Origin of the sequence: Pseudoalteromonas sp. MMG012, from assembly GCF_018100875.1 — a bacterium.
GTDB lineage: Bacteria > Pseudomonadota > Gammaproteobacteria > Enterobacterales > Alteromonadaceae > Pseudoalteromonas > Pseudoalteromonas aurantia.
In genome coordinates this window covers 72,837-99,082 of record NZ_JAGJEF010000015.1, presented here as the reverse complement: position 1 = coordinate 99,082, position 26,246 = coordinate 72,837, and the positions used below count along the sequence as shown (strand labels likewise).

Annotated in this window: 21 protein-coding genes; 9 read left to right on the top strand and 12 right to left on the bottom strand. The window is 41.9% G+C overall.

What is annotated here, in order from left to right:
• Positions 1 to 137: 137 nt before the first annotated feature.
• Both gppA and rhlB read right to left on the bottom strand, forming a co-directional pair.
• The gene (gene gppA, locus J8L97_RS07855) at positions 138 to 1,637 is read right to left on the bottom strand and encodes a guanosine-5'-triphosphate,3'-diphosphate diphosphatase (protein WP_211048609.1); all 1,500 of its coding nucleotides are present in this window, start codon (positions 1,635 to 1,637) and stop codon (positions 138 to 140) included.
• 41 nt (positions 1,638 to 1,678) lie between these two features.
• The gene (gene rhlB, locus J8L97_RS07850) at positions 1,679 to 2,959 is read right to left on the bottom strand and encodes an ATP-dependent RNA helicase RhlB (RefSeq protein WP_192506141.1); all 1,281 of its coding nucleotides are present in this window, start codon (positions 2,957 to 2,959) and stop codon (positions 1,679 to 1,681) included.
• Between the two features lie 91 nt (positions 2,960 to 3,050).
• Here rhlB and trxA point away from each other — a divergent pair, with 91 nt between their 5' ends.
• The 3 genes from trxA (at position 3,051) to J8L97_RS07835 (ending at position 6,228) form a co-directional block, all read left to right on the top strand.
• Positions 3,051 to 3,377 (top strand): thioredoxin TrxA, encoded by a 327-nt coding sequence (gene trxA, locus J8L97_RS07845; RefSeq protein ID WP_192506142.1) that lies wholly within the window; start codon positions 3,051 to 3,053, stop codon positions 3,375 to 3,377.
• Positions 3,378 to 3,582: 205 nt separating this feature from the next.
• On the top strand, positions 3,583 to 4,842 hold the full coding sequence (rho, locus tag J8L97_RS07840; RefSeq protein WP_192506143.1) for a transcription termination factor Rho: 1,260 nt from the start codon (positions 3,583 to 3,585) through the stop codon (positions 4,840 to 4,842).
• A 126-nt stretch (positions 4,843 to 4,968) separates the two neighbouring features.
• On the top strand, positions 4,969 to 6,228 hold the full coding sequence (locus tag J8L97_RS07835; protein ID WP_211048607.1) for a methyl-accepting chemotaxis protein: 1,260 nt from the start codon (positions 4,969 to 4,971) through the stop codon (positions 6,226 to 6,228).
• Here the strand turns inward: J8L97_RS07835 and J8L97_RS07830 are convergent.
• On the bottom strand, positions 6,205 to 8,973 hold the full coding sequence (locus J8L97_RS07830; RefSeq protein ID WP_211048605.1) for an ATP-binding protein: 2,769 nt from the start codon (positions 8,971 to 8,973) through the stop codon (positions 6,205 to 6,207). The two genes, J8L97_RS07835 and J8L97_RS07830, sit on opposite strands and share 24 nt — an antisense overlap.
• Positions 8,974 to 9,113: 140 nt before the next feature.
• On the opposite strand from J8L97_RS07830, the gene J8L97_RS07825 reads away from it, so the two are divergent.
• A complete protein-coding gene (locus J8L97_RS07825; protein ID WP_211048602.1) occupies positions 9,114 to 9,692 on the top strand; it encodes a DNA-J related domain-containing protein in 579 nt (192 codons plus the stop codon).
• Here the strand turns inward: J8L97_RS07825 and dbpA are convergent.
• Positions 9,682 to 11,070, bottom strand: coding sequence for an ATP-dependent RNA helicase DbpA (dbpA, locus tag J8L97_RS07820; RefSeq protein ID WP_211048600.1), 1,389 nt, complete (start codon positions 11,068 to 11,070; stop codon positions 9,682 to 9,684). The two genes, J8L97_RS07825 and dbpA, sit on opposite strands and share 11 nt — an antisense overlap.
• Before the next feature lie 155 nt (positions 11,071 to 11,225).
• Here dbpA and J8L97_RS07815 point away from each other — a divergent pair, with 155 nt between their 5' ends.
• Both J8L97_RS07815 and J8L97_RS07810 read left to right on the top strand, forming a co-directional pair.
• Positions 11,226 to 12,614, top strand: a complete 1,389-nt coding sequence (locus J8L97_RS07815; RefSeq protein WP_211048598.1) for a M20/M25/M40 family metallo-hydrolase — start codon at positions 11,226 to 11,228, stop codon at positions 12,612 to 12,614.
• A gap of 150 nt (positions 12,615 to 12,764) precedes the next feature.
• Entirely contained in the window at positions 12,765 to 13,574 is an 810-nt protein-coding gene (locus J8L97_RS07810) for a tetratricopeptide repeat protein (RefSeq protein WP_211048597.1), read from the top strand.
• A 1-nt stretch (position 13,575) separates the two neighbouring features.
• On the opposite strand, the gene J8L97_RS07805 is transcribed toward J8L97_RS07810, so the two are convergent.
• The gene (locus tag J8L97_RS07805; RefSeq protein WP_211048595.1) at positions 13,576 to 16,164 is read right to left on the bottom strand and encodes an EAL domain-containing protein; all 2,589 of its coding nucleotides are present in this window, start codon (positions 16,162 to 16,164) and stop codon (positions 13,576 to 13,578) included.
• 227 nt (positions 16,165 to 16,391) lie between these two features.
• On the opposite strand from J8L97_RS07805, the gene ubiD reads away from it, so the two are divergent.
• From ubiD to J8L97_RS07790, 3 genes are all read left to right on the top strand, one after another.
• Positions 16,392 to 17,867: a 4-hydroxy-3-polyprenylbenzoate decarboxylase gene (ubiD, locus tag J8L97_RS07800; protein ID WP_211048593.1), complete on the top strand. Its 1,476-nt coding sequence runs from the start codon at positions 16,392 to 16,394 to the stop codon at positions 17,865 to 17,867.
• Between the two features lie 107 nt (positions 17,868 to 17,974).
• Positions 17,975 to 18,688, top strand: coding sequence for an NAD(P)H-flavin reductase (gene fre, locus J8L97_RS07795; RefSeq protein ID WP_192506152.1), 714 nt, complete (start codon positions 17,975 to 17,977; stop codon positions 18,686 to 18,688).
• A 247-nt stretch (positions 18,689 to 18,935) separates the two neighbouring features.
• Complete coding sequence (locus tag J8L97_RS07790) at positions 18,936 to 19,340, top strand: CBS domain-containing protein (RefSeq protein WP_211048591.1); 405 nt, start codon at positions 18,936 to 18,938, stop codon at positions 19,338 to 19,340.
• Between the two features lie 26 nt (positions 19,341 to 19,366).
• Here the strand turns inward: J8L97_RS07790 and add are convergent, their stop codons facing one another.
• From add to cyaY, 7 genes are all read right to left on the bottom strand, one after another.
• A complete protein-coding gene (add, locus tag J8L97_RS07785; protein ID WP_211048589.1) occupies positions 19,367 to 20,365 on the bottom strand; it encodes an adenosine deaminase in 999 nt (332 codons plus the stop codon).
• A gap of 140 nt (positions 20,366 to 20,505) precedes the next feature.
• On the bottom strand, positions 20,506 to 21,612 hold the full coding sequence (locus tag J8L97_RS07780; protein ID WP_211048587.1) for a heme biosynthesis HemY N-terminal domain-containing protein: 1,107 nt from the start codon (positions 21,610 to 21,612) through the stop codon (positions 20,506 to 20,508).
• A complete protein-coding gene (locus J8L97_RS07775; protein WP_211048585.1) occupies positions 21,609 to 23,396 on the bottom strand; it encodes a uroporphyrinogen-III C-methyltransferase in 1,788 nt (595 codons plus the stop codon). Before J8L97_RS07775 ends, J8L97_RS07780 begins: the two co-directional genes overlap by 4 nt.
• Before the next feature lies 1 nt (position 23,397).
• Complete coding sequence (gene hemC / locus J8L97_RS07770; RefSeq protein WP_211048583.1) at positions 23,398 to 24,336, bottom strand: hydroxymethylbilane synthase; 939 nt, start codon at positions 24,334 to 24,336, stop codon at positions 23,398 to 23,400.
• A 20-nt stretch (positions 24,337 to 24,356) separates the two neighbouring features.
• Positions 24,357 to 25,208, bottom strand: a complete 852-nt coding sequence (locus J8L97_RS07765; RefSeq protein WP_211048580.1) for a DUF2914 domain-containing protein — start codon at positions 25,206 to 25,208, stop codon at positions 24,357 to 24,359.
• Positions 25,209 to 25,224: 16 nt separating this feature from the next.
• Positions 25,225 to 25,878, bottom strand: coding sequence for an alpha/beta hydrolase (locus tag J8L97_RS07760; RefSeq protein WP_211048613.1), 654 nt, complete (start codon positions 25,876 to 25,878; stop codon positions 25,225 to 25,227).
• On the bottom strand, positions 25,878 to 26,198 hold the full coding sequence (gene cyaY, locus J8L97_RS07755; RefSeq protein WP_211048578.1) for an iron donor protein CyaY: 321 nt from the start codon (positions 26,196 to 26,198) through the stop codon (positions 25,878 to 25,880). Before cyaY ends, J8L97_RS07760 begins: the two co-directional genes overlap by 1 nt.
• Positions 26,199 to 26,246: the final 48 nt, after the last annotated feature.

The window sequence follows — 26,246 nt, the reverse complement described above, 5'->3', positions numbered from 1 at the left end:
GTGGGGTCGCATTATAGGGAGATGAAGAAAAAGCGCAAGCGTTTTATGACATAAAAATGACGAAAACGAGCCGTTCGAATAGAAATCATACTAACCCGGCTTTTTTGCTTATTTAGCATACAAAAAGAGCGCTAATGCTAGCGCTCTATAAATAATTTCCAAGACATTCTCTGCTGGTAAATAGTTTCTTGCTCCAATTCACTTACCATAAGTGGATGTGCCGACAGCCAATCTCCCGCAAATTTAAGCTTAACCGCATCAAATTTATCTGCGCATACGAAGAAATCTGCTAACACATCATCTTCGCGCCTCATTGATAAGATCACAGCAAGCCTTACCAAACGTATCAATCTCGTTACAAGTAATGTTTGGTTACCTACTTCACTAAATTGCCTTTGATTTAAATCAGCTCGATGAGCACTCGTAATGGCGACTATCAATTGTTTTTCAGCTTTAGTAAAGCCAGGCATTCCCGTATTATTGAGTATGTATGCACTGTGCTGATGATATAGCTTATAATCAATCACCAAACCAATTTCATGAAGATGCGCCACAGCGGTCAAGATAGGTATGATTTGTTCCATTGGCAACTGCCATGTAGCAGAAAGTTGCCCTGCCAATTCGATACTTACCTCAGCAACACGTTGTGCTTGGCGTTTATCAACATGATAACGCTCAGTAAACCCATCCAACGTACGCTTACGAATATCTGTATTATGAAAATCAGATATCATGCTATATAGCACACCTTCGCGCAGTGCACCTCCAGCCAAACCCATATACTTTATATCTAAGCTTTGAAATAAAGCAATTAATATTGCCAAGCCCGATACAAAGACTAAACGTCGCTCTTCACCTAAGCCCGCTAATTGCAACTTGTCTATACTAGCAAAGCACATTGCTTGTTTTTTAATGGAGTATAAACGCTCAAGTGTCAGTAATTCACTTTCCCCAGATGCCGCAAGTATCTCTTGAATTGCTTGTATTGTGCCTGATGCGCCAATCGCCAATTCCCAGCCAGCATCAATGTACGTTTGCTTAATCGGCGAAATAACTTGATTCGCGGCACTAATTGCATGGTCAAAATTACTTTGACTTAATGTACCGTCAGAAAAATAGCGCTCAAGAAATGTGACACACCCCATATCTAGGCTTTTATAGATCTCAGCAGTAAACCCCTTACCGATAATCACTTCAGTGCTAGCACCACCAATATCGATGACAAGCTGTCGACCTTGACAAGCGGACGTATGTGCAACACCTTTATATATGCTTTTAGCTTCAAGTTCACCACTGATAACATTAATCCGATGGCCTAATATACGCTCAGCTTCAGATTTAAATTCATCCGCATTTGACGCCAAGCGTAGTGTCGCAGTGGCCACAATGCTAATATTACTTGCTGGAATATCCTGTAAACGCTCAGCAAACAAAGCTAAGCACTCCCACCCCCTTTGCATTGCCTCAAGGGATAAAAGATTATCTTTATTCAATCCTGCCGCTAAGCGCACTTTTCGTTTTACTCTGCCAATGGTATGAATCCCACCGGCCATATGCTTAGCAATTAACATATGAAAGCTGTTAGAACCGAGATCAATAACAGCAAACACATTATTTTGTGGAAAATCTTGCCCCACTTTCAATACCTCTTGCTACAACCATATATCCATAATCGCGGTTACGAATTAGAACGCGGTTTATGGTAACTGTTTTGACGGCGACCATTGTTGCTGCGGTTACGCTGTGGACCCGACGAATAGTTTCGCTTTCTTTGAACTTGTGGCTTTGTTAAATCGTCAAGTAACGCTGACTTGTCATAATGAGAAAGAGGAATAGCATGTTCAATATACTGCTCTATTTCATGTAAATTATATGCATACTGCTCACAAGCAAAACTAATTGCATTACCTGAAGCTCCAGCTCGGCCCGTTCGTCCTATACGATGCACATAATCTTCGCAATCATCAGGCAAATCAAAGTTAAAAACGTGACTTACTTCAGGAATATGCAACCCTCTCGCAGCTACATCAGTTGCAACCAAAAAGTCAATTTCACCTTTGGTAAATTGTGCCAATATTGCTTGTCGTTTTTTCTGATTGACGTCACCTGTTAATAGCCCTACCCGATGCTTATCTGCTTTTAGCCAAGCATAAACGTTCTCACAGCTTTGCTTAGTATTCGCAAATACAATCGCTTTGTCAGGCCATTCTTCTTCAATCAAAGTTAAGAGAAGCGGTATTTTATCATCGTGTGATGGGTGGAACAGCTCTTCTTCAATCAATTTACCTGTTTTAACATCAGGTTCAATTTGCACATGTTCAGGATTTGTCATGTGTTCAAATGCGAGTTCTTGTACACGATATGATAGCGTTGCAGAAAAAAGTAAATTTAGTCTCTCTGCCGTATCTGGCATTCGGTTAAATAGATAACGAATATCTTTAATAAAGCCTAAATCAAACATTCTATCAGCTTCATCAAGTACAACGACTTCGATTTCATTAAGGCTATACGCGCCTTGTTTGTAGAAATCGATCAAACGACCAGTAGTGCCAATTAAAATATCTACACCATTTTCAAGTTGGACCCGTTGTTTTTCGTAATCCTCGCCACCATATATTAAACCAAGTTTAAGATTACAGTGTGGCGCAATGATTTTTGCATCTTTGTGGATCTGAATCGCCAACTCCCGTGTGGGAGCCATGATCAGCGCTCTTGGGTGCTTTCTGGTTACACCTTTATTTTGCAACAAACGATGACAGGTGGCTGTTAAAAAAGCCAAAGTTTTACCTGTTCCCGTTTGAGCTTGGCCTGCAATATCACGACCATCGCAGATAAAAGGCAAACACTTTGCTTGGATTGGCGTACAGTATTCGAAGCCATTCTCAGCTAATCCGGCGACCACTTCCGGAGCTAAAGCAAAGTCAGAAAATTTATTATTGGTCAAATGTGTCTTAGTCATAGCAATTAAGCATAACGTTTAAACTTGCAATAAGAAACAAGAGTGTTTAAATACGCAGTAAATAATTCGCCTAATTCTAACGGAGAGCGTAATGAGCGACAAAATTATTCAACTAACTGATGAAAGTTTTGAGTCGGATGTACTTAAATCGAAACAACCTGTACTAGTAGACTTCTGGGCAGAATGGTGTGGCCCTTGCAAAATGATTGCGCCAATTCTAGATGAAGTTGCGACGCAATACGAAGGTAAGGTAACTATTGGAAAACTAAACATTGACCAAAATGCAGGAACGCCACCTAAGTTTGGTATTCGTGGTATTCCAACGTTATTACTTTTCAAAGATGGCGCAGTTGCCGCTACGAAAGTAGGCGCACTATCAAAAACTCAACTTATCGAGTTTTTAGATACGAACACCTAAGTGTCAGTCAGCATCAATATACGTTGTATCTTGATGCTGTTTTAAAACAAAATTGTATTTTTTTATGTTATTTTACATAAAATTTGTTTAAAGACTGGACGACTAGCCCCCTACCTGCTAGTTTATAAAACCACAAACCTTAGTAGTATCAAATCAACCTCCTCGTTACGACGAGAATGACAATTGTAATAAAGAACCCACCAATATGCATTTACGCGAACTGAAAGACAAGTCAATCAATGAACTTGTAAAACTAGCCGAGTCCATGGGACTAGAAAACGTAGCACGTCTTAGAAAACAAGATATTATTTTTGCAATTTTAAAAGCACATGCCAAAAGCGGCGAAAATATATACGGCGGCGGTGTTTTAGAGATTTTGCAAGACGGCTTCGGCTTTTTACGCTCATCGGAAGCATCATACTTAGCTGGTCCTGACGATATCTACGTATCACCAAGTCAAATAAGACGCTTTAGTATGCGCACAGGTGATACCATTAGCGGTTTAATCCGCCCACCTAAAGATGGTGAACGTTATTTTGCATTGTTAAAAGTTAATGAAGTTAACTTTGATAAGCCAGAAAACTCTCGTACCAAGATTTTATTCGAAAACCTAACGCCTATCCATGCTAACGAACGTTTCGTTATGGAACGCGGTAATGGCAGTAAAGAAGATATTACCGCTCGTGTACTAGATCTAGCATCACCAATAGGTAGAGGCCAACGCGCCTTGATCGTTGCACCGCCAAAAGCGGGTAAAACGATGTTGCTACAAAATATCGCTCAATCTATTACATACAACAACCCTGATGCCACACTGATGGTACTGCTGATCGATGAGCGCCCAGAAGAAGTTACTGAGATGCAGCGTCTAGTGAAAGGAGAGGTCATTGCATCTACATTCGATGAACCTGCGAACCGTCACGTACAGGTTGCTGAAATGGTAATCGAAAAAGCAAAACGACTTGTTGAACATAAAAAAGATGTCATAATTCTTCTCGATTCAATTACACGATTAGCGCGTGCATATAACACCGTCATTCCTTCTTCTGGTAAGGTACTTACCGGTGGTGTTGATGCTAATGCACTTCACAAACCAAAACGTTTCTTTGGTGCAGCACGTAATGTAGAAGAAGGCGGCAGTTTAACAATTGTTGCGACAGCACTCATCGATACCGGCTCTAAAATGGATGAAGTCATCTACGAAGAGTTCAAAGGTACTGGTAACATGGAACTTCACCTTAACCGTAAAATTGCGGAAAAACGTGTATTCCCGGCGATTGACTTTAATCGCTCAGGCACCCGTCGTGAGGAGCTACTTACTAAAGCAGATGAGCTTCAGAAGATGTGGATACTACGTAAGATAGTGCATGATATGAGCGAAATTGATGCGATGGAATTCTTAATTGATAAACTATCAATGAGTAAAACCAACGATGAGTTTTTCGATCTAATGCGTCGTAAATAGTGATTTAAATCAATGATAAAACCTGCTTATGCAGGTTTTTTTATGTCTTAAAAATATGGAAGTATGCGTCATTATGTTCTATACCTAGATAGTCATTTTGCAGTTTTAACAAGGACTCGTCCGTTCATGAAGCCTAAACATGTTGTTATTTGGTATTTTGCAACCAATGTGTTGTCTGTTTTTACCATTATGCTAATTTTCTCTCTTCATTGGCCCGCAGTCATATGCCTATTAAGTGTTTCTGCCATAACAACATTGGTGCTGCTCAAATATGCCACTCAAGGTAATGCAAGTACCCCTTACTTAAGTGAACTTGTTGCTGCACTTTTAAAAGACGATAATATTGACTTAACCTACCGGTTTAATGAAGCAGACGCCAATACACCACCAGCTTGCTTAGCAATTAATGCCAGTCTAGCAACCATTGAGCATTTAATTGGCGAAGTTTACTGCTCCTCATCACGACTATCCCCTATGGCTGATAGCCTCAGAGATACCTATTCTTCGATGACTCAAAAAGCGACCATACAGCATGCACATGGCACTGACCTTGCGACTTCATTCAATCGTATGATTTGTGTCGCACGAGAGCTTGATGAACATTTAGATCAAATATATGGTTCAGTGACAGAAGCTACCAATGCGGTAAAGAAAACGCGTGTAGACACGGGCAAGAGCCAAGAAAGTCTTATGAGCTTAGCCAATAATATCCAAGCAACGAGTACGCAAATCGAGTCACTTAAAGTCGATAGTGATGCTATTAGCTCTGTCATTGATGTAATTAACTCAATTGCCGATCAAACTAATTTACTTGCGCTGAATGCAGCTATTGAGGCGGCGAGAGCGGGTGAGCAAGGTCGAGGTTTTGCCGTAGTCGCAGATGAAGTGCGTAGCCTTGCGGCTCGCACCAGTCAATCAACCCAGCAAGTGAGAGATATGGTCTCTAAGATCCAAGCTGGTACTGATAGTGCCCATAACTTAATGCTTGAGGCATTAAACGAAACTCAACAAACTGTATCCTTATCACAAGCCTCTACACGTGAAGTTGACCAGATAGAACAAGCCATGATCGATATCAACACACTTTCTAAAAGTATTCACGAACAGGTTAGCCGTCAAAAAGCCGTATCAGATGAAGCTCAAATGAGCATCGATTCAATGGTTGAGCTTAACTCAGATGCCCTCAATAACTCGCAAATTCAAGCGGTCTCTAGTAATGACCTCATTAACTTAGCGCGCAGTATCCACGCTAAGTTATCTATTTTTAAAGTAGATTCCACATTACTTGACCACGAACAAAGAGCGGATGAAAGTAGACTCCATAAAGTGGCATTTGATGAAAGCATGATGCAACAAAATAACTCAAATGATATTGAGCTGTTCTGACGTAGCAGCTACTTTTAACTCATCACATAAAATTAAATAGAAGTGCTGCGCTTGCATACGGTCAGTGGTTATCACGACTTGTTCTAATTGCTTAGCCGTTTGCGCAATATCATTAAAGCCAAACGTTACAGCTGCACCAGCTAAGCGATGACATGCATTTTGCAACGATTTTGTCTGCCTGCTTTCCCATAAGTCCACTATGTTATATCTTTCTTCTTCAAGAGTTGCCAAAAAGCTCGCTTTAAGATCTGACATATCTATTTGCATTGCACTTATTTCATCTATGTACATTAAATGTTTTGCTAATATTTGATGAAGATGATCTGTGCTGATAGGTTTCCCAATATGGCCTGTAAACCCATGTTCCAAATAGGCATTCACTTCTTTTGGCATCACATTAGCCGTCAACGCATAGATTGGGCCATCATAACCTGCTTCCCGTAAGATCTTAAATGCTTCAAGCCCATCGACCTGAGGCATTTGTATATCCATAAGGACTAAATCTGGAAATTCGGTTAGACATACCTCCACGGCTGCAGCGCCATTATTTGCAACAATGACATCAACCCCGAGGCTTGAGACTAAACGACAAAACAATGAGCGATTATCATCATGGTCTTCTGCAATCAATACTTTACCTGACAATGCTTTGAATTCTTTTAAGCCTTCCATTTTATCAATTTTACTTGGCATACTGGTGGGAACACAAGGCACTAACACTGTAAACGTACTGCCTTTATTTAGCGTACTCTCCACACTGATTTTCCCGCCCATCATATCAACTAGCTGTTGAGATAGGGATAAACCTAAACCGGACCCTCCAAATCGACGTGAAATGCTGTTGTCTCCTTGCTGGAAAGAATCAAATATACCTTGTAAATAAATTTCATCCATACCAATACTGGAATCTTCAATGACAAACTCGACTCCACCCTCAACAATTGTGATTGTCAGCTGTATGGACCCAGCCTCAGTAAACTTGACCGCATTGCCAAGCAAATTGATCAATACTTGCTTCAATCGAATATAATCCAGCTCCACCACTAATGAGTCACGTAAATGGTTATGAATAACAAACTTCAATCCTTTCAATACACATGCATGCTGAAACATGTCGCTGACATCATTGATCAAGCTCTCTAACTCAAATTCTGTAAATTCAAGTTCAAATTGCAATGCCTCAATTTTACTTAAATCTAATACATCACAGATTAAATCTCGTAAATGTTCCCCTTGACGGTGAACCACTCGTAACGAACTTTGTAGATTTGGATCTCTTTGATTATCAATTAATAATGCTTCGGTATGACCTAATATCGATGTCAAAGGTGTACGTATTTCATGACTGATATTCGCTAAAAACTGACTTTTAACTTGATTTGCTTCTCGTAATTCATCTGCAACTTGTTGTAACTGTGCTGTACGTTGAGCCACTTGCCGACTGAGTTCCGTCTTTGTAAGCTGTAAAACTCTTTTTCGGTAAACGCTGACACCTGCTATCCCCAACGACAATATAAATAAAGCTCCCAGCCAAACTAATTGTTCTCGTTGTTCTATCTGCAATTTCTGTAACGCCTGATATTGTTTGAGTGTTTTTATTTCTTGACTCAATTGATTCTCAGCTATCGTATCTTGGTACTGCTCTAACCGTTTGCTCAAACTCGTATTTAGTAGCTTACTTTGTAATCGTTGATACTTCTGATAATTCGCTAATGCCTGTCGTGGCTGATCTAAGCTGGATTCAATAAAAGACAGCAAAAGTAAACTATCTCTCTCTCTCAATGCGGCACCCGCTTCTTTCGCTAATATAATGGCTTCTTGAATGCTCTCTTTCGCTTGCTGATATTGACCCTGAGCTAACAAAGCTTGCGCATAAGGGTACAATGCTTCTCGACGTCCCCCTTGACTATTTGCCTGCTCCGCATAATAAAGTGCAAAATTAGCCTCTGTTAATCCTTGTTCTATATTACCTTCTAGAAGACTCAGCGTTGCTAAATTGGCGTATTCAAAGCTTAAGTGCTGCCAACTCTCTACTGATTCATAGTAATCAATCGCAGCCATCAAGCTAACCCGAGAAAGTGCCCATCGTTCAGTATGTTTATAAATAACGCCTAAATTAGCCTGCGATAAAGCCGTACCGTAATCATCTTGTAGCTCATTGAAGAGTTTAATTGCGCGTAACAACATCTCTTCTGCAATGTTATATCGCAGTTGCCGTATGTAAACACCTGACAAATTAAGCATAATATCTGCTTTATCTTGTATATCACCATGCTGTTGGTATAACTGATGGGCTGACACATAATGCAGAATTGCCAAGTCCAGCTCATGTGTTTGAGTGTAAGCCAACCCCAAATTACTGTGCATATTGGCTATCTCTAATGGCTTGTCTCGTAATGTCGCAATCTTCAAAGCACGATGATACGCCAAAGTTGACTGCTTATAACTGGCTTGGAAATAGGCCGCTATCCCTTGTGATTTGACGGCTTTATAAAACGCATCGCTTACAGGGTTCACTGCTGTTAGTTCCTCTAGCTCAATGAAGTAATCATTTGCGATTTGATATTTTTGATGCTTCAATGCTTCACGACCTAGATTTTCTATAAGGTGCTGTAACATCATTAAAGAAATATCAGGATGAAGCCGCAATCGTTCCCCGGTTTCAACCACTTCCTGCCACGAAGCCAAGTCATTTAATTGCGACACTCTTTCATGCAAAGAGGCTGAAGATGCAAAAGCATTCATATTGCAAAACATGCTCAAACTGAACCACAAAATTAGCTTATAAAAATGCGTAACCGACTTGCCAGTCATCCTTGATCCTCATTGATATAGGAAATTTAATCGTGCTAAGGTGAAGATACACGAACTAAAATGATCGAACAATGTTCAACCCTTTGCTTGACGCCATTTTTATTGAGCTCTCTTCTGGGAGAGTCTTTAAAATTCATACTTTAGCAGCTCAGTTAAATCAGCTAGATTGGTTTGAGCTATTGGATGAAGATCCTAATAAAGCACTATTTAAAAAGAACTTTCTAATCATGAATGCATTGTTTCAGCTCCAAGATGAATTGCTTGCAACTGATCAGTCTCTGCATATTGACAGTATGGACATCTACCTAAGTGCTAAAGTAGATAATAGTGTAACTAAAGATAACCCTTTAAAAAGCTACTATTTAGATTGGGATAATTATAATACAAGCCGAGAAGATATTGAGTCTTTACTCACCCAGTTTTGGCAACGATTCAGTCAAAACAATCACACTCAACCCATTGCAGAAGAAGAGTTACAGACACTCTGCGCAGTTTGGCAATTGCCCATCCCATTTTCATCGCAATTATTAACGAAAAAATGGCGCAAATTAGCGTTACTATATCATCCTGACAAAAACCCCGCGGGAAGCGAGGCCTTTAAAAAATGGCATAGTGAGTATATAAAATTGAAATCGGCTGCTAGTAATTGACTCGACGGACTCGAAACTTACGACCTTTGAGCTTGCCTTCGCTTAATTTTCTGAACGCAGGCTTCGATGCATCTCTCGCCACAGCAACATACGCCGTATTATCTAACACGTTGATTTTGCCAATTTGTGCAAATGAGATCCCTTGCTCACCCGTTAAACTGCCCACGATATCTCCTGGACGTACTTTTTGTTTTTTACCACCATCAATTTGCAGTGTTACCATGTCTGGTTTGTATGGTGCTTTGTCTAATAAGCTATGTGCAGGAACAGGTGAAGGTTCAAAATCGCGATCATACACATCGCCAATCTGTGCCACTTTAAACTCCTCACTCTCTCCGAAAATAGAGCAAGCAAGTCCTTTCTTACCTCCTCGTCCAGTACGACCTACTCGATGCACGTGCGTCTGCGCATCATGGGCTAAGTGGTAGTTAATCACCATATCCATATCATCAATATCTAAGCCTCGTGCTGCAACATCTGTCGCGACCAAAATCGAGGCGCTTTTATTCGCAAAACGGATCAGCGTTTGTTCACGCTCTCGCTGTTCTAAATCGCCATGCAATGCGACGGCATTAAAGCCAGCATCTTGTAAGTCATCACACACTTTTTGTGTTTCAACCTTGGTGTTACAGAACACCACACAGCTTTGTGGTTTGTTTTGCAATAGCAATAATCGCAATGTATTAAAACGTAATTTGTTATTATCTAATTTATAAAACAACTGTTTAATGCTGGTATTAACAACCTGATCTTCCACTTTAACCATTTCTGGCTGATGCATCACACGCTCAGAAATAGTTTCAATGCGTTTTGGAAACGTGGCACTGAACATTAAGTTTTGACGCTTTTCAGGTAAATAGCTCACAATATTATCGAGCGCATCAGCAAACCCCATATCAAGCATTTGATCTGCTTCATCGAGCACCAACGTTGATACCTCATTAAAATTCAATGTACCTTTAAATAAATGATCTTCAATACGCCCAGGCGTGCCGACAATAATGTGCGCACCATGCTCTAACGAACCAATTTGTGGTCCAATTGGTACACCACCACATAGCGTTAATATTTTAATATTATGAATACCACGTGCCAGTTTACGCATTTCAGTGGCAACTTGTTCAGCCAATTCTCGAGTTGGGCATAATACCAACCCCTGAATGCGAAAGCGTGCAACATTTAAGCGAGATAGTACGCCTAAGCTAAACGCGACTGTTTTACCCGACCCTGTTTTTGCTTGGGCAATGACATCTTTTCCAGATAATATAACTGGCAAGCTTTGTGCTTGCACGGGAGTCATATTTTTATAACCCAAATCACTCACGGTATCTAAAAGTGCCTGCTCTAAAGGCAAAGTGTTAAAAGCGGTTGCGCTCACGGTACTATCTCATCAATAAAAAATATGCCCAATTTTAGCAGATTAAATTGGCTACGAATATCGCAGTGCACAGTATTTGATCTCATTTACGTTTGCATCACCTTTTGTTAATGCCACAATAGTGCTTTGTACTCAGCTGTAATACCAAGGACATCATGAAAAAACTATTTAGTACGTTATGTTTATTGAGTTGTATCTCTAATGCAGTGCACGCTCAAGAGTTTTCACCAGAACAGATTCAACAAGTTACACAAGTGCGTGAAGCCGCACTAAATAGTGATTTAAGCTGGCAGCTCCTTGAATCTTTAACCACAGAGGTTGGCCCGCGTTTACCAGGTACCAAAAATGATAAAAAAGCTGTTGAATGGGCGCAATCACAATTTAAAGCACTCGGTTTTGATAAAGTATGGATTGAACCCGCAACGTTTCCACATTGGCGTCGATACCACGAATCTGCTTCTATTATTACCCCAAGTGAACAACCACTACACCTAACAGCACTTGGTAACAGTGTGAGCACACCAAAGTCAGGCATTCGGGCTGAAGTGGTGTTTTTTGAAACTTTAGATGAACTCATTGCTTCGCCTGAGGGGAGCCTAAAAGGCAAAATCGCATTTATTAACTATCGTATGAATCGACATATTGATGGGAATGGTTATGGGCCAGCAGTAAAAGCCCGTAATAGTGGTGCAGTAGAAGCTGCCAAAAAAGGCGCTGTGGCTTATATGATGCGCTCAGTCAGTACCAGTCATCATCGCTTCGCACATACCGGTGGCAGCCATTACAAAGCTGGCGTAACCAAAATCCCAGCAACCGCTGTTGCGAACCCTGATGCAGACCAACTAGCCCGCTTATTTAAAACCGGTCATAAAGTACAAGTCAAGCTCAATATTCAAACTGAAGATTTAGGCGAAGGCACCAGCTATAACGTGATTGGTCAATTCAATGGCACGCATTACCCTGAACAATATGTGCTTATTGGTGGGCACCTAGATTCTTGGGATCTGGGTACCGGCGCACTAGATGATGGTGCTGGCGTCGCATTAACCATGGCTGCTGCAAAACACATCAGTGATGTAAAACGTCCTAAACGCAGTGTTCGAGTAGTTTTATTTGCCGCAGAAGAACTTGGCTTATGGGGTGCAAAAGCCTATTTCAAACGTCATAAAGATACGCTCGATAATATTGTTGCTGCTGCTGAATCTGATTTTGGTGCAGACGTTGTGTATGGCTTTGAATCAAATGTTGCTGCAGCAGCATTACCTTTAGTGCGAGAAATCGCTAAACAGCTAGCCCCTTTAAATGTACAGTATATCCGCAAAAATACAGCGCGTGGTGGTCCTGATTTGATCCCCCTTAAAAATACAATGTCAGCCCCTATTTTTGCTTTACACCAAGATGGTACCGACTATTTTGATTATCATCACACCGCTGATGATACTTTAGATAAAGTAGACCCTGAGAAGTTACAACAAAATACAGCTGCCTATGCGGTATTCGCAATGATGGCTGCAGATGCTAAAACTCGTATTACGGGTAAGTAACCACCGTATAAACCAAGCGGCTGCTTATGCAGCCGTTGTTACTTCAACCTTCTCTACCACCTGTTTGCAAAAAAAGAGAGCTATGCATTGTGTAATGCAATAATGTTTAATACCCTAAAAATATCTAACGGCCATTTTTAGCATGCACATATGTACTCACGGTTGACCCAACCTTTATTACAAAGTCTATTTGCCTTTCACGGTTTTATTGAGCGCGTCATCAGCAAGCACTACCGTGTACTGTTAGTCATCATATTGCTTGCGATTTCTGCCTATAGCTATATTTCACATATTCAAAATATTGCCTTGCAACACTCTTTATTAACACATCCAAAAATTGACGATGTGTATGTGATTAATCTGGGCCGAATTCAAACTGATCGTAAATATCAAGCTCAGTATCGAGTCGCACAGGTGTTACAAGTCGCAGAGAACAAAATTATATTAACGCAAAGTACAACGACCTATCGCCGCAAGCGTGACGCTGAACGAGCCATAAAGCTCGATGGGCTAATGCTCAATAGCTTTTTCCGCTCAGAACACCTCATCTTGGAGCGTGAGGCCCTGTTATCTATGTTTGCTCAAGATGCCATAGATGATGTTTATAGACCTAGGGAAATATATGTCATGGGCGGTATCGTTAAACAGCGACAAAGCCCACAGCCAATTAATCAAAAAGTTCATATCAACAACAGCGTAACGACACATAATAATGAAGGTATACGGTTGTATCGCCAAAACAACTTCGCTTTGGCGTTCAATTCATTCAAAATTGCGGCCATATCTGGTGATGCGTGGGCACAATATAATTTAGCAGGTATGTTTGAGCTAGGGGAAGGCACCTCCCTTGACTTGAAACAGGCGCATTATTGGTACCAAAAGTCTGCAATGCAAGGCCATCAACGTGCTCTACATGCCTTAGAAAAACTCTGTAAAAGCACGCAATCACTATGCCTTTGAATCATTTTACTGTTGTAGCAAACCACTCTTGAAATGCAGATGCACTGAGAGGTTTACTATGTAAATACCCCTGACTATAGTCACATTGTAAGGTTTGCAAAAACTCTAATTGCGATTGAGTTTCCACACCTTCCGCTACCACTTTCAAATTTAAATTACCTGCCATGGAGATAATTGCTTTTACTAATGCGCGATCTTCTTGATCATCTGGTAAATCACGAATAAATGCCCTATCAATTTTTAACTTCGACAGCGGGAAGCGCTTCAGGTAACTCAATGATGAATAGCCTGTTCCAAAGTCATCAATCGCCAATTCAACGCCCATTTCACGTAACGCGAGGAGCTGCTGTAGAATATTTTGCGCGTTATCTGCGAGTACTGTTTCTGTAATTTCAACCGTTAAACATCGGCTATCTAAGCCTGTCTCGCGTAAAACACGTGCTATCACTTTTGCCATATCGGCGCGTTGGAACTGAATGCTTGACACATTGACTGTTATAAATAGAGGATGCTGAAAACGATTGCACCATGCTTTAGCCTGAGAGCATGCTTGATAGAGTACCCATTCACCGATTGTTATGATTAAGCCTAACTCCTCACAAATAGGAATAAACCGCCCAGGGGGTACCTCTCCAAGCGTCTCATTGTGCCACCTTAGTAACGCTTCGCAACCAATTTGCTTCCCATCAAGGCTAATAATTGGCTGATACACAACCGTTAGCTCTTGATTTGATAGTGCCTTATGTAACGCCCCTTCTAACTGGCGTCTAGCTTGAGCATGATCATGCATTGCCGACGTATAAAATTGATAACAGTTTCTTCCATGCTCTTTTGCCTTATACATAGCACTATCAGCATTACGAAGTAATGCCTTGCGATCACAGCCGTCATCAGGGAAAAAGGTCACCCCGATACTACCGGAAACAAATGTTTCATGCCCTTCCAGCTCAAATGGACTGCTCAATTGCTGTAATACTTTATTGGCTATTTTCTCAATATCACTGATGGTGTCAATATCGGGCAGTAATAAAGCAAATTCATCACCACCTAGCCTCGCTACAATATCAGAACTACGAGTACAGTCTTTGAGTCGCTGTGCAGCCTCAATTAAGAGCAAATCTCCAATATGGTGGCCTAAAGTATCATTAACAGCTTTAAAGCGGTCTAAATCAATAAAGCAAATTGCCAAACGACTCGATTGTTTTTTCGCTCTCTCTAATGTGTGATCAAATTGCTCATGAAAATGTAACCGGTTGGCCAGCCCAGTTAATGTATCGAAATTGGCCTGCTGCCACATCATTTGTTCGTGATTCTTGCGGGAGGTAATATCGTTAAATAGTGCTACATACATTTCAATGTTCTGCTTCTCATCAAACACCGCAGAGACTTGCAGCCAACACGGGTACACATCACCGGCTTTGCGCCGATTCCAGATTTCACCTTCCCAGTGACCATGTTCATGTAAATCACTATATAACTGACTAAAAAATGCAGTGCCATGCCGACCTGAATTAAATAAAGCTGGAGACTCTCCCAACACCTCATTTTGACTATAACCCGTAATCTGAGTAAAAGCCCGATTGACCATTTGAATTTTATTCTGTTTATCTGAAACTAACACCCCTTCACTCGTCGTTGAGAATACCGTGCTAGCCAAGCGTTGTTCTCGTTCATTTGTTAAGCGGACGGTTATATCATGCAACACATAAATAAAACCGAGACGTTGTTCTTTACCATCAAGCACCTCATTTTTAGTCACATTGAATGAACGAAGCTGTCCTTGAACATGCAATTGACACTCTTTATTGACATAAGCGGGCTCAGACAGACAGCCGGGATTTGTTAATACTGTACCTATTGATTCATTGATCATATTCTCTGTCGGAACGAAGTCATCATTTACCCGTGTATTTGCAGACAGTATCTCTCCCTGCTCGTTAGTAAAAATAAGGTAATCTTCAATCGCATTAAAAATAGATCGTAACCTCGCGCCTTGCGATTCTGAGCGTTTTTTAGCCCGCCTAAGTCGAATTAAGAATAACCCCAAGATCACAGTTGCCCCACATAAAATACCGATCACCACACTCAACAACATAGTCTGAGTTTGATTAGCAACCTTAATTTCCTGTGTTTGCAACACCACCTGTTGCTCTAAATTCGCTTGATAATGCCACAGTGATTGCTGCAGCGCACGCTGCTCACTAATATCATGAATAATAGAAAATAGTTGCGTTTCACCACTTAGGTCACGAAATGGCACTGAATACACACTGACTGTTCGAATAGATTGATCAGCCAGCTGGTGGCGAAAAATAAAGTAATTTCTGCCTTCAGCTACTGCGGTTTCGCGCTCCGTAGCCACCTGCTTGGCAGTCAGTTGATTAATCTCCTGAATACGCATTAACAATAAGTCGCTTTCGGCATAACCATAAAAATGGACTGCTGCGTCATTTGCCGCAACTATGCCACCCGTATCCGGATTAATGATCAACATAACTGCACTATTATTCCGAAATACCTGTTCAGGTAAATCGAGAGCTAAACCACAACGACAAAAAAATAATAACGCGATACCGAGTATTATATTCACTTTCAACCTAGCCACCACCGTATACAAATTAGGCTCAGATAAAGACTATAATGCAAACTGACCTCCATGAAAATATGCCAAACATCAAGTATTGCACAATACTAAATAAAGCGATTATTTATCGTCATTAATAAACGTCATATTATTATCTGCGTATAAAGCCTTTAGCTGCCATTTCATAAACGGCTTGATATACTGCACATAACTATAGGTGTCCTAATAGCAAAATGAAATATAAAGACTTACGAGATTTTATCTATCGCCTTGAAGAACAAGGTGAATTAGTTCGCATCACACAGCCCATTTCAACAAAATTAGAAATGACTGAAATTGCCGATCGTACATTACGAGCAGGTGGTCCGGCATTGTTGTTTGAAAACCCAACAGGCTTTGATATTCCGGTATTAGCTAACCTATTTGGCACCCCTAAACGCGTAGCGTTAGGTATGGGCCAAACAGATGTCAGCGAACTACGAGAAGTGGGTAAACTTTTGGCTTTCCTTAAAGAGCCAGAACCACCAAAAGGCATAAAGGAAGCGCTAGGACAAATCCCTGTGTTTAAGCAGGTGCTGAATATGCCAGCCAAAGAAGTCCGCAAAGCTCCTTGTCAACAAATCGTGATCAGTGGCGATGACGTGGATCTGACCAAGTTACCCATTCAACATTGTTGGCCTGGAGATGCAGCTCCTTTGATCACTTGGGGCCTAACTGTCACGCGTGGACCTTACAAAAAGCGCCAAAATCTAGGTATTTACCGACAACAGTTACTGGGTAAAAATAAAATAATAATGCGCTGGTTATCGCACAGAGGTGGCGCGCTCGATTTTCAGGAGTGGTGCAAAGAAAATCCAGGCGAGCCTTATCCCGTGTCGGTTGCGCTAGGAGCTGATCCGGCAACAATTTTAGGCGCGGTGACCCCTGTGCCTGACACGTTAAGTGAATATGCATTTGCTGGGCTGCTGCGAGGCTCAAAAACCGAAGTGGTAAAATCCATTTCAAATGACTTACAAGTGCCTGCCAGCGCAGAAATTATTCTTGAAGGCCATATCATGCCCGGTGAAATGGCCCCTGAAGGGCCCTATGGTGATCACACTGGTTATTATAATGAAGTTGATGATTTCCCTGTGATGACAGTAACCCATATGACCCACAGAGAAAACCCAATTTACCATAGTACATATACAGGTCGCCCACCAGATGAACCTGCCATTTTAGGTGTCGCACTCAATGAAGTGTTCGTGCCCATTTTACAAAAGCAATTTCCAGAAATTGTTGATTTTTACCTTCCTCCTGAAGGCTGTTCCTATCGAATGGCGATAGTAACGATGAAGAAGCAATATCCTGGTCATGCAAAAAGGGTGATGATGGGTGTATGGTCTTTCTTACGTCAGTTTATGTACACTAAATTTGTCATAGTTTGCGACGATGATGTCAATGCAAGAGATTGGAATGACGTCATTTGGACTATCACGACGCGTATGGATCCGGCAAGGGATACAACCATGATAGAAAATACGCCGATTGACTACCTTGATTTTGCTTCCCCTGTTTCGGGACTCGGTTCTAAAATGGGTATGGACGCAACAAACAAGTGGGCAGGAGAAACGGACCGAGAGTGGGGCGAGCCTATCGTGATGGATGAACAAGTGAAACAAAGAATAGATGATATCTGGGACAGCTTAGATATCCCACTCAAGCCATAGGATAACCTAGGTACCTATGCTAAAGTGCCTAGAGTTTATACAAAAATTTAGTGGTTGGTAATATTCAAAAGTACATTGCCAAACAAGACCGTGCGAAAAGGTAACACATGCAAACAATCAATGCTGACGTGATAGCTATCACGCCACTTACAGAAATTATTTACAAAGTCACGCTTAAACCTGCTACTGCAGCAAAGTTTGAAGCAGGGCACTATTTACAACTTGTGTTAGGTGAGAAAGACAAGCGTGCATTTTCAATCGCAAGCAAACCATCACAACAAAACGAGTTAGAATTGCACATTGGTGCATCGGCTGCTGATGCATACGCATCACAAGCGCTTGAACATTTACGCCAAGCTCATTTAAACAACCGCCCTGTTGCACTTGAAGTTGGCTTAGGTGTCTCGCAATTACGCATTGATTGCCAAAGACCCATTGTCTTGCTCGCAGGTGGTACTGGGTTCTCGTATGTTAAATCAATGGCCGATCACTTAAGCGAGGTTGGTTGTACTCAACCAGTGTATTTTTACTGGGGTGTAAAAGAAGAGTCTGCGCTATATGCTAAAACAGAAATGGAAGCATGGGCAGCAACCAAAGAAAACTTCCACTTTATTCCGGTAGTAGAAAACCCTAACGAAGGTTGGGGAGGCCATACAGGTTATGTGCACCAAGCCGTGATGACAGATATTTCCTCTTTAGAAACGTACTCAATTTATATGGCCGGTCGTTTTGATATGATTGGTATTGTGCGTGATGACTTTATCAAGCATGGTGCCGTACGTGAGCACATGTACGCAGATGCCTTTGCTTTTATCAAATAATTCATAGCCCTAAGCAGTGTCAGATTATACGGCACTGCTTATAATTCCACGGTTCATATATCGTCCCCACTCAAGGTTACACCGCATAGTAATCGGCCCATGTTCTATTCCCTTGCGCCAAAACACATATTTAGTGTGATGAGCTTTCCTATCAGTCCTATTTTTCAAATTGAAACAATCTATTTAATCTATTTTATTAATTAAAAATAACAGAGCATACTGAATTCATCAACACAGGAGCACTAGAATGAAAACAGTAAAAGAAATCATGACGACACATGTTCCCGCAATTTATGCAGATTCCGAGCTCACAGAAGCGATTGATGAACTGCACCAACACACATTATTCTGCGCCCCCGTTTTAGATGGGCAGCAGCACTTAGTGGGCTTTATTTCAGAGCAGCAAATGTTGGCCCCGTTATTACAAAGTAGCTATTTTTGCGAAGGCAAAATAATGGTTAAAGAATTGATGACCGATAATGTGGTATCAGTCACTGAGCACATGAATATTGTCGACTTAGCTCAGCAAATGCAAGGCAATAAACCAAAGGTTTATCCAGTGACATCAAATGGCAAGGTTATTGGCTTGGTAACAAGAAGCCAAGTCATAGAGGCGTTAAAACAAGACTACTTGAGCTGCTCAGTACATTAAGCAGCTCAAAGTGAACTGACTGGCTATTAACTCGCTTTTTTAGCTAATAACGCTTTTTTATCACTGTCACTTAAAAAGGCAATTTCTAATGCATTGCGCTGCGCTTGTTCCATATCTTGCGTCGATAACCCAGCCTCAGGTGCGGCAACGGCATACTCATTATCAAGTTCAATACCTTGAACTGCAGGATCATCGGTATTAATGCAGGCTAAAATACCATGATCCAAAAAGCGCTTAAGTGGGTGTGTGGTTAGTTCAGCCACCGTACTGGTTTGAATATTACTGGTTAAACATGACTCAATACCAATGCGGTTGTCTCTTAAATAATCCATTAACTTTGGATCTTCAATGGCTTTAACACCATGACCAATACGTGTTGCGCCTAACTCGTTAATGGCTTGCCAGATACTTTTTGCACCTTCCGCTTCACCCGCGTGTATTGTGGCACCTAAATAAGCATCCCTAACTTGTTTAAAATGATCGACAAATAGCGCGCCTGGATAACCCAGTTCATCACCGGCAAGATCGATAGCAACTAAATCGTTTTTGCATGCTAATAATGAATCAAGCTCATACTGACATTTATCAACACCGAAAGTACGCGACATAATACCAATTAGATTCACTTTAATATCGGTATTGTGCGTTGCCGATTTAATGCCATCAACCACCGCCTCGACGACGCCTTGAGCGTGTAAATCATGTGTTTGTGCCATATAGTAAGGGCTAAAGCGCAGTTCGGTATAATCCATATTCTGTGCAATCGCATCTTCTACGTTTTCGATGGCAATACGGCGACATGCATCGTAATCACCAAGCACTTTGACACCCCAATCTAATTTAGCTAAAAATGCCATAAGATTGGGGGCGTTATCGAGTACTCGAACATGTGGGATCAAGCCCTCAATATCCGTCGCCGGTAATGGCATATTAAACTGCTGACCAAGCTCTAAAATCGTAGTCGCTCTCACGTTACCATCTAAATGGCGGTGTAAATCAAGTAAAGGTAAGTTGTTATTGATCATAATTCACTCGGCTGCAGATAAAATTTTGCGGATCATACTTGCCCCAATATAAAGATCAAGGACACATGTCCATTTTTAGCACGGCTACCTCGTTATGCAAATAGAAAAAGCCAGCGTATTCGCTGGCTTTTTCTAAGTATTTATTTGAGAATCGCCAATTCATAGGCCTTTTGATACTGTTGGGTCTGCTCGTAGCTGCGTAATGCGATACTCGTCCAACCAGTATGCCAATTACTTTTATTTATGTTATCAAAAACTTTAGCTGCGAGTTCAAAGTCCCCATCAACATGGGCCATGCATGCCAAACACGCTAACAAATCCGCATTATCAGGCTGTTTTTTCAGCTGGGCCTGTATCGCATGAGTTAATTGTAAATCACCTTCATTCGCGGCACTTATCACCGTCGATACATCGTGATATAACCCTTTTTTTAACCATTTCAGCAATACTGGCTGTACTTGTTTAATTTGCCCACTCGCCGCCATTGATTGTAAATAAGGCTGCTGCGCATACACTTTCAGTGCTTTGGGTAGCTGTTCATAATACGCTTGCCCATCAGATTGATTTTGCATAAAAAAACGCGTAAAGAAGCGCTGCCAATAATCCGCTGACCAAGTCACTTGCTTATGTTTGTCGTTCAATGTCTTTATCAATTCAACATGTTTTTGCTCTACCAATAGGCCCTCAAGGTAGGTAGTTATCTCGGTTGATTGTGGTTTTTTCTGCTGCATCGGCGTTTCAAGTAACACCAAAGCTTGCTCACCCTTGTCAGCCTGTAGCCAGAGCTTAGGCACTTTGCTTTGTGCTTCTTCTGACATGGCGGTTAGGTGCTGTACCGCAGTTGCCTGCTCGCCTTGATGTAAGGCAGACTTCGCCAGCAACGCATATTGATAATCTTGCCACTGACTGGGCGCATCATGCTTCTTAAACGCCACTTGTACTTGCTCATTATCATCATTAAGAGTCGCCCATAGCGCCTGTTGCCAAGCCTGAGAGGCTTTCATTGCACGCTTATGACCAAAGTGCCCCGTTGATTTACGATAAAGTCGCCAGAAAAATTTAATCGCCTTTACGACGAGCCATATGCCAATCGTTAGCAGGAAAAACATGATAGCCATAGCAACTATCGTGGCTTCAATGGTTACATCGTTATACGCTATGAGCACATAGCCTTTTTCATCAATTAATAAATGCCCTGCTGCCATGGCAATAGCAATGGCGATGATTATTAATATCACTCGGATCATTTTAACCACCCCTGCACCGCTTTAGCTGAGCGTAACTGAACAGTTTGGTTAAACGCCAATGATTGACCTTGCATCAGGACTAATTCGTCATGCATTGCCTGTACCGCTGCAGAGTCCATTTTAAAATAGCTTATTAACGTTTGTTGAGCACTCGACAAAGCACTAAAAAAGACACTGGCTTGCTTGTCCATCAAAGCACTCTGAGCTTGTGACAAGTGACTTCGTAGCTGCGCTTTCAATAATTGCTGTTCTTGTTTATCAAGTAGCGGGTCAATAACAGCGACTTCCCGATGGCGAATCGTGATAAAGTCGTCTACCAAATTTTCCCATGTGCGTAATAAATTGGCTTGCCAGTCACTGACATCACTAGATAGTTGTGCAATAGGCGCTGCTGTTTGCTCTGGTAAACGCAAAGTTTGCAGCTCAAGTTCAGGTACCTGTGCGAGTAAACCATGTAACTGTAAATATCTAGATTCCAATTGCGGCTTGTCCTGTGCATTCAACAGTGCAATATCTTGGGCAATTGCGCTCAATACGCCAGTGGTGTTTGGTTCATGCTGCAATACATCACTCAATCTTTGTAGTACCGCAATGCTGCCCTGAAAGTCTTGTTCCGCTGACGCCTTAAATTGTGCCATCCTTTGTAAGTACAGCACCTCACTGCTGAGTGCACCACTGACTTGTTGTTGAGCTGAGCTCAACGCCGCCTGCAGCTGCGTATCAAATTGCTGAGTCTGTGCTGCTAAGCGAGACTCAATTTGCATATCAACTTGTTTTTGTTGATTTTGCAATTGAACTAGTTGCTCACGAGTGGTGTTTAATTGTTCACTAAGTTGGCTATTTTGTTGTTGTAGTTGCGCAAGCGCAAGGTAGGTTTTATCGCTGATCTGCTGGCCATGAATAATTAAGCCGGCAGTTGCGGTACCACCAACTAAAGCAACCAATAAAGCCAATACGCCCACTTTACTGATTTTCTGTTTTACAGGTTTAACTTCTACCGCGTGTGTTTCGCTTTGCTGATTCTGTTGTTCACTCATTTGGCTACCTTGCTGTGTTTGTTCAGGCATAATACGCTTAAAAATGGCCTCATCACTGGGCCCTGAAGCAACTGTAATATGGGAAGATGCTACCTGATGTTGTAGCATCAAATGATCGGCACTACGCTGACTCACCAAATAAAAATGACATTGATTCAGCCAAGCCAACAACACTTTATTGGTGGTATTAAATATAGCATCGATTGCCGCGTTACTGGTTATGACTATACCGTCAATCTTAGCTTCTCGCCAGTGGTCTAACCAGGTATCTGATTGTGCCAACACTGGGGTTCGCCTATAAACAAGGCATTGATTTAATACTGCACCACGCGCTTTTAGGGTTTTTGCCAATAATGTGCGACCCCCTTCGCCTTTCACTATTACAACCTGTTTATCAGCGATAGATTGCAATGGAGGAAGCGCTAACACCCCTTCAGAGTCTTGCTGCAAGGGCGTTTGGGCCTGACGCGCATAGACTGTATTGATGGCTTTTGCGGTTTGCTCGCCAACAGCAACCAAGGTTGCGGTTGACGGTAATTGAGGTAAGTGTGCAGCTAACCCTTTCACAGCATCTTGCGAGATAAAGATGATCACATCCGCATCATCTATCGGCGACAACTGAGTGTTATCGACCGGCAACATTTCCAGCTTAAGGACAGGTGTTTTTACAATATCAATTTGTTGAGCTATCAGTAGCTCGCCTAGCTGCTCGCCTTTTCCTTCAGGTCGAGTAATTGCGATAGCCATACTAAGCGTCTCTATATACCTCAGCCAAAATCTTATCAGCGCCTTGCACTAATAATTGTTCAGCTAACGCAATACCGATTTGTTCTGCCTGCTCTACTGGCCCACTCGATTGGGCATGCAAAATTTCACTGCCATCCACCGCGCCCACCAACCCGCGTAAGTGCACGGTACCGCCATCAACCTCAGCATATGCGCCAATAGGAACCTGACATCCCCCTTCTAGACGACGGTTCATAGCACGCTCTGCATTGACGCGAATCCGAGTTGTTGTGTGCTCTAACGGTGCGAGTAATGCTTGTACACGCACATCATCGATACGGCACTCAATGCCAACAGCACCTTGCCCATTCGCGGGTAAAGACATTTCTGGTTCAATATAGGCAGCAATACGCTCTGGCATGGCCAACCGTAACAATCCCGCCGCGGCCAAAATAATGGCATCGTACTCACCGTTATCAAGCTTAGCTAAACGCGTATTCACATTACCTCGAAGATCTTTTATCTGTAAGTCTGGGCGTAATGCGCGAATTTGACACTGGCGGCGTAAGCTAGAGGTGCCAACAATAGCACCCTGAGGGAGCTCATCTAATGTTTTGTATGCATTAGACACAAATGCATCTCGTGGATCTTCACGTTCACAGATTGTATGAAGTGCTAAGCCCTCAGGAAAATCTACAGGGACATCTTTCATAGAATGCACGGCTATATCTGCGCGACCATCCATCATGGCTTGCTCTAGCTCTTTCACAAACAAGCCTTTGCCACCGATTTTTGCCAAGGGAGTATCTAAAATAATATCGCCTTGCGTAGACATAGGTACTAGTTCAACCGTTAAGCTCGGATGAAAATGCTCTAACCTTGCTTTTACAAACTCAGCTTGCCACATAGCCAATGCACTTTTTCTAGTTGCAATACGCAGGATATTTGTTTGTTCAGTCATGATTTGCCTTAACTCTGCCCTTATTGAGCATCTGGAATAATACGAAAAGATTTTTGTGCTAACAGTTGCCCTTGCTGGGTAACAACCTCAATACGCCATTGCCCAGTTTGGCTTGGCATAATATTTTTACTTGAGTAAGTACGATACCTCACCGCATTCACGGGCAAGGGAATTTCTGCCATCAACTGGTCTTGATGAAACCATAAGTGATGCACTATTTTGCCTTGCAAGTTTTTAATCTCAGTAAAGAAGTAAAGTTTTTCTGAAAACTGGGTACGCTTTAAGTTGTCATTTAAAACGTCAATCGGCTCGCGCTGTTCAATGCCCGTAGTCAATACAGCACGACTCACGACGTTTGTATCTATTTTAGCTCCAAGCGCCACATTAGCAATATGCGCTGATTCTGAAAATACAGTTTCAGTCACCATTGAGGCTATCTCCTGCTCAGCATCCTCTTCATCTGCTCCCTCTATGGTTTCACTCGTCACAGTGCGTGCTTTCTCTAACGATAATTCAGGCTCCACTTCAGAAACTACTAAGATTGCAGGAGCTCGTGCCACTGACACAGCTGTGATCTCACTATCTTTGCCTACCACGGCTACTGTCGTACTTGCAAGCGCGTCATCACCTGACACACTCTCATCTGCCAAATGTGCTACAACTGTTCCCGCACTAGGGATGTTATCAGGCGCCTGTAGATGCATTTCATCAGCGTTTACGACATTGGTTAAACCGTAAGTAACGCCAGCCGCAGACAACAACACAACACTCGATACCGCAAAAATACGGCGCCAGTGCCATTGATAACTTACCACTTGAACGGTAGGTGTCGTTTTAGTAACGGCCGTTTTGATGACTATCCGTTGTGTCATTGCTGCTCTTCCTCAATTAAGATAATGTGGCGATTAACCAATTACGGATCGCGGTTAACTCTTCATGGCATACTTGATGGGCCATCGGGTAATCTTGCCAGCTTATGTCGTATCCTTGCCCACACAGTGTATCGTAAGCCAATCGCCCTAACGACATAGGTACAACTTGATCTTGATTACCATGTGCCATGAAAATATTTAGTTCGGTTTGTACGGCTTCATTGGCTAACTTAGCAGGCGCGCACATATAAGTCGATAACGCCATTACACCAGCAAGTTTAACTGATAATCGCGGTGCCAGATGTAAAGAGATCACCCCACCTTGTGAAAAGCCCGCTAAAATAATTTTGTCAGGGCTAATCCCTTTTGCTATTTCAGCATCAATCAGTTGCTGCACTTTATCAGCCGATTCCCTAACACCATGCTCATCAGCACGGCTTTCTGCATCCATAGATTTAATATCATACCAAGAGCGCATCACCATACCACCATTAATGGTGACCGGTTGTTCTGGTGCATGTGGAAAAACAAACCTAACACCTAACTCATCTGGTAACTTTAATTCCGGCGCAATAGGTAAAAAACCTTCACCCGAATCACCCAAACCATGTAACCAAATAATACTGGCTTTATGCTCGCCACGCGCTGCATATTCTACAAAAGGCAACATTAACTGTGCTTCCATTTAATTTCCGTACCCGCTTGACGCGTCGCAGCATCGCACATAAATTGCCAAAACTCCGCACCAGAGCGGTTATCAATCCACTTGTCATCATGTAGTTCGAAGTGATGGCCATTAAACTTAGTTGCTACCCACACCTGATGTAATGGCGCTTGTTTATTAATGATAATTTTACTCTTATCGGCAAATAAGATCTCTAAAATGCCCGACGCTGACTCATAATCCAAGTCCGCATCACAATCATCAATTTGATCTTCAATGGTAAACATTAAAGCTTCTGCTAGTTCATGGTACTCGTGATCTGTCATAGCACTTTCCTTTTTCAGCATAATTTATTTACGATGCAGCTAAAATAC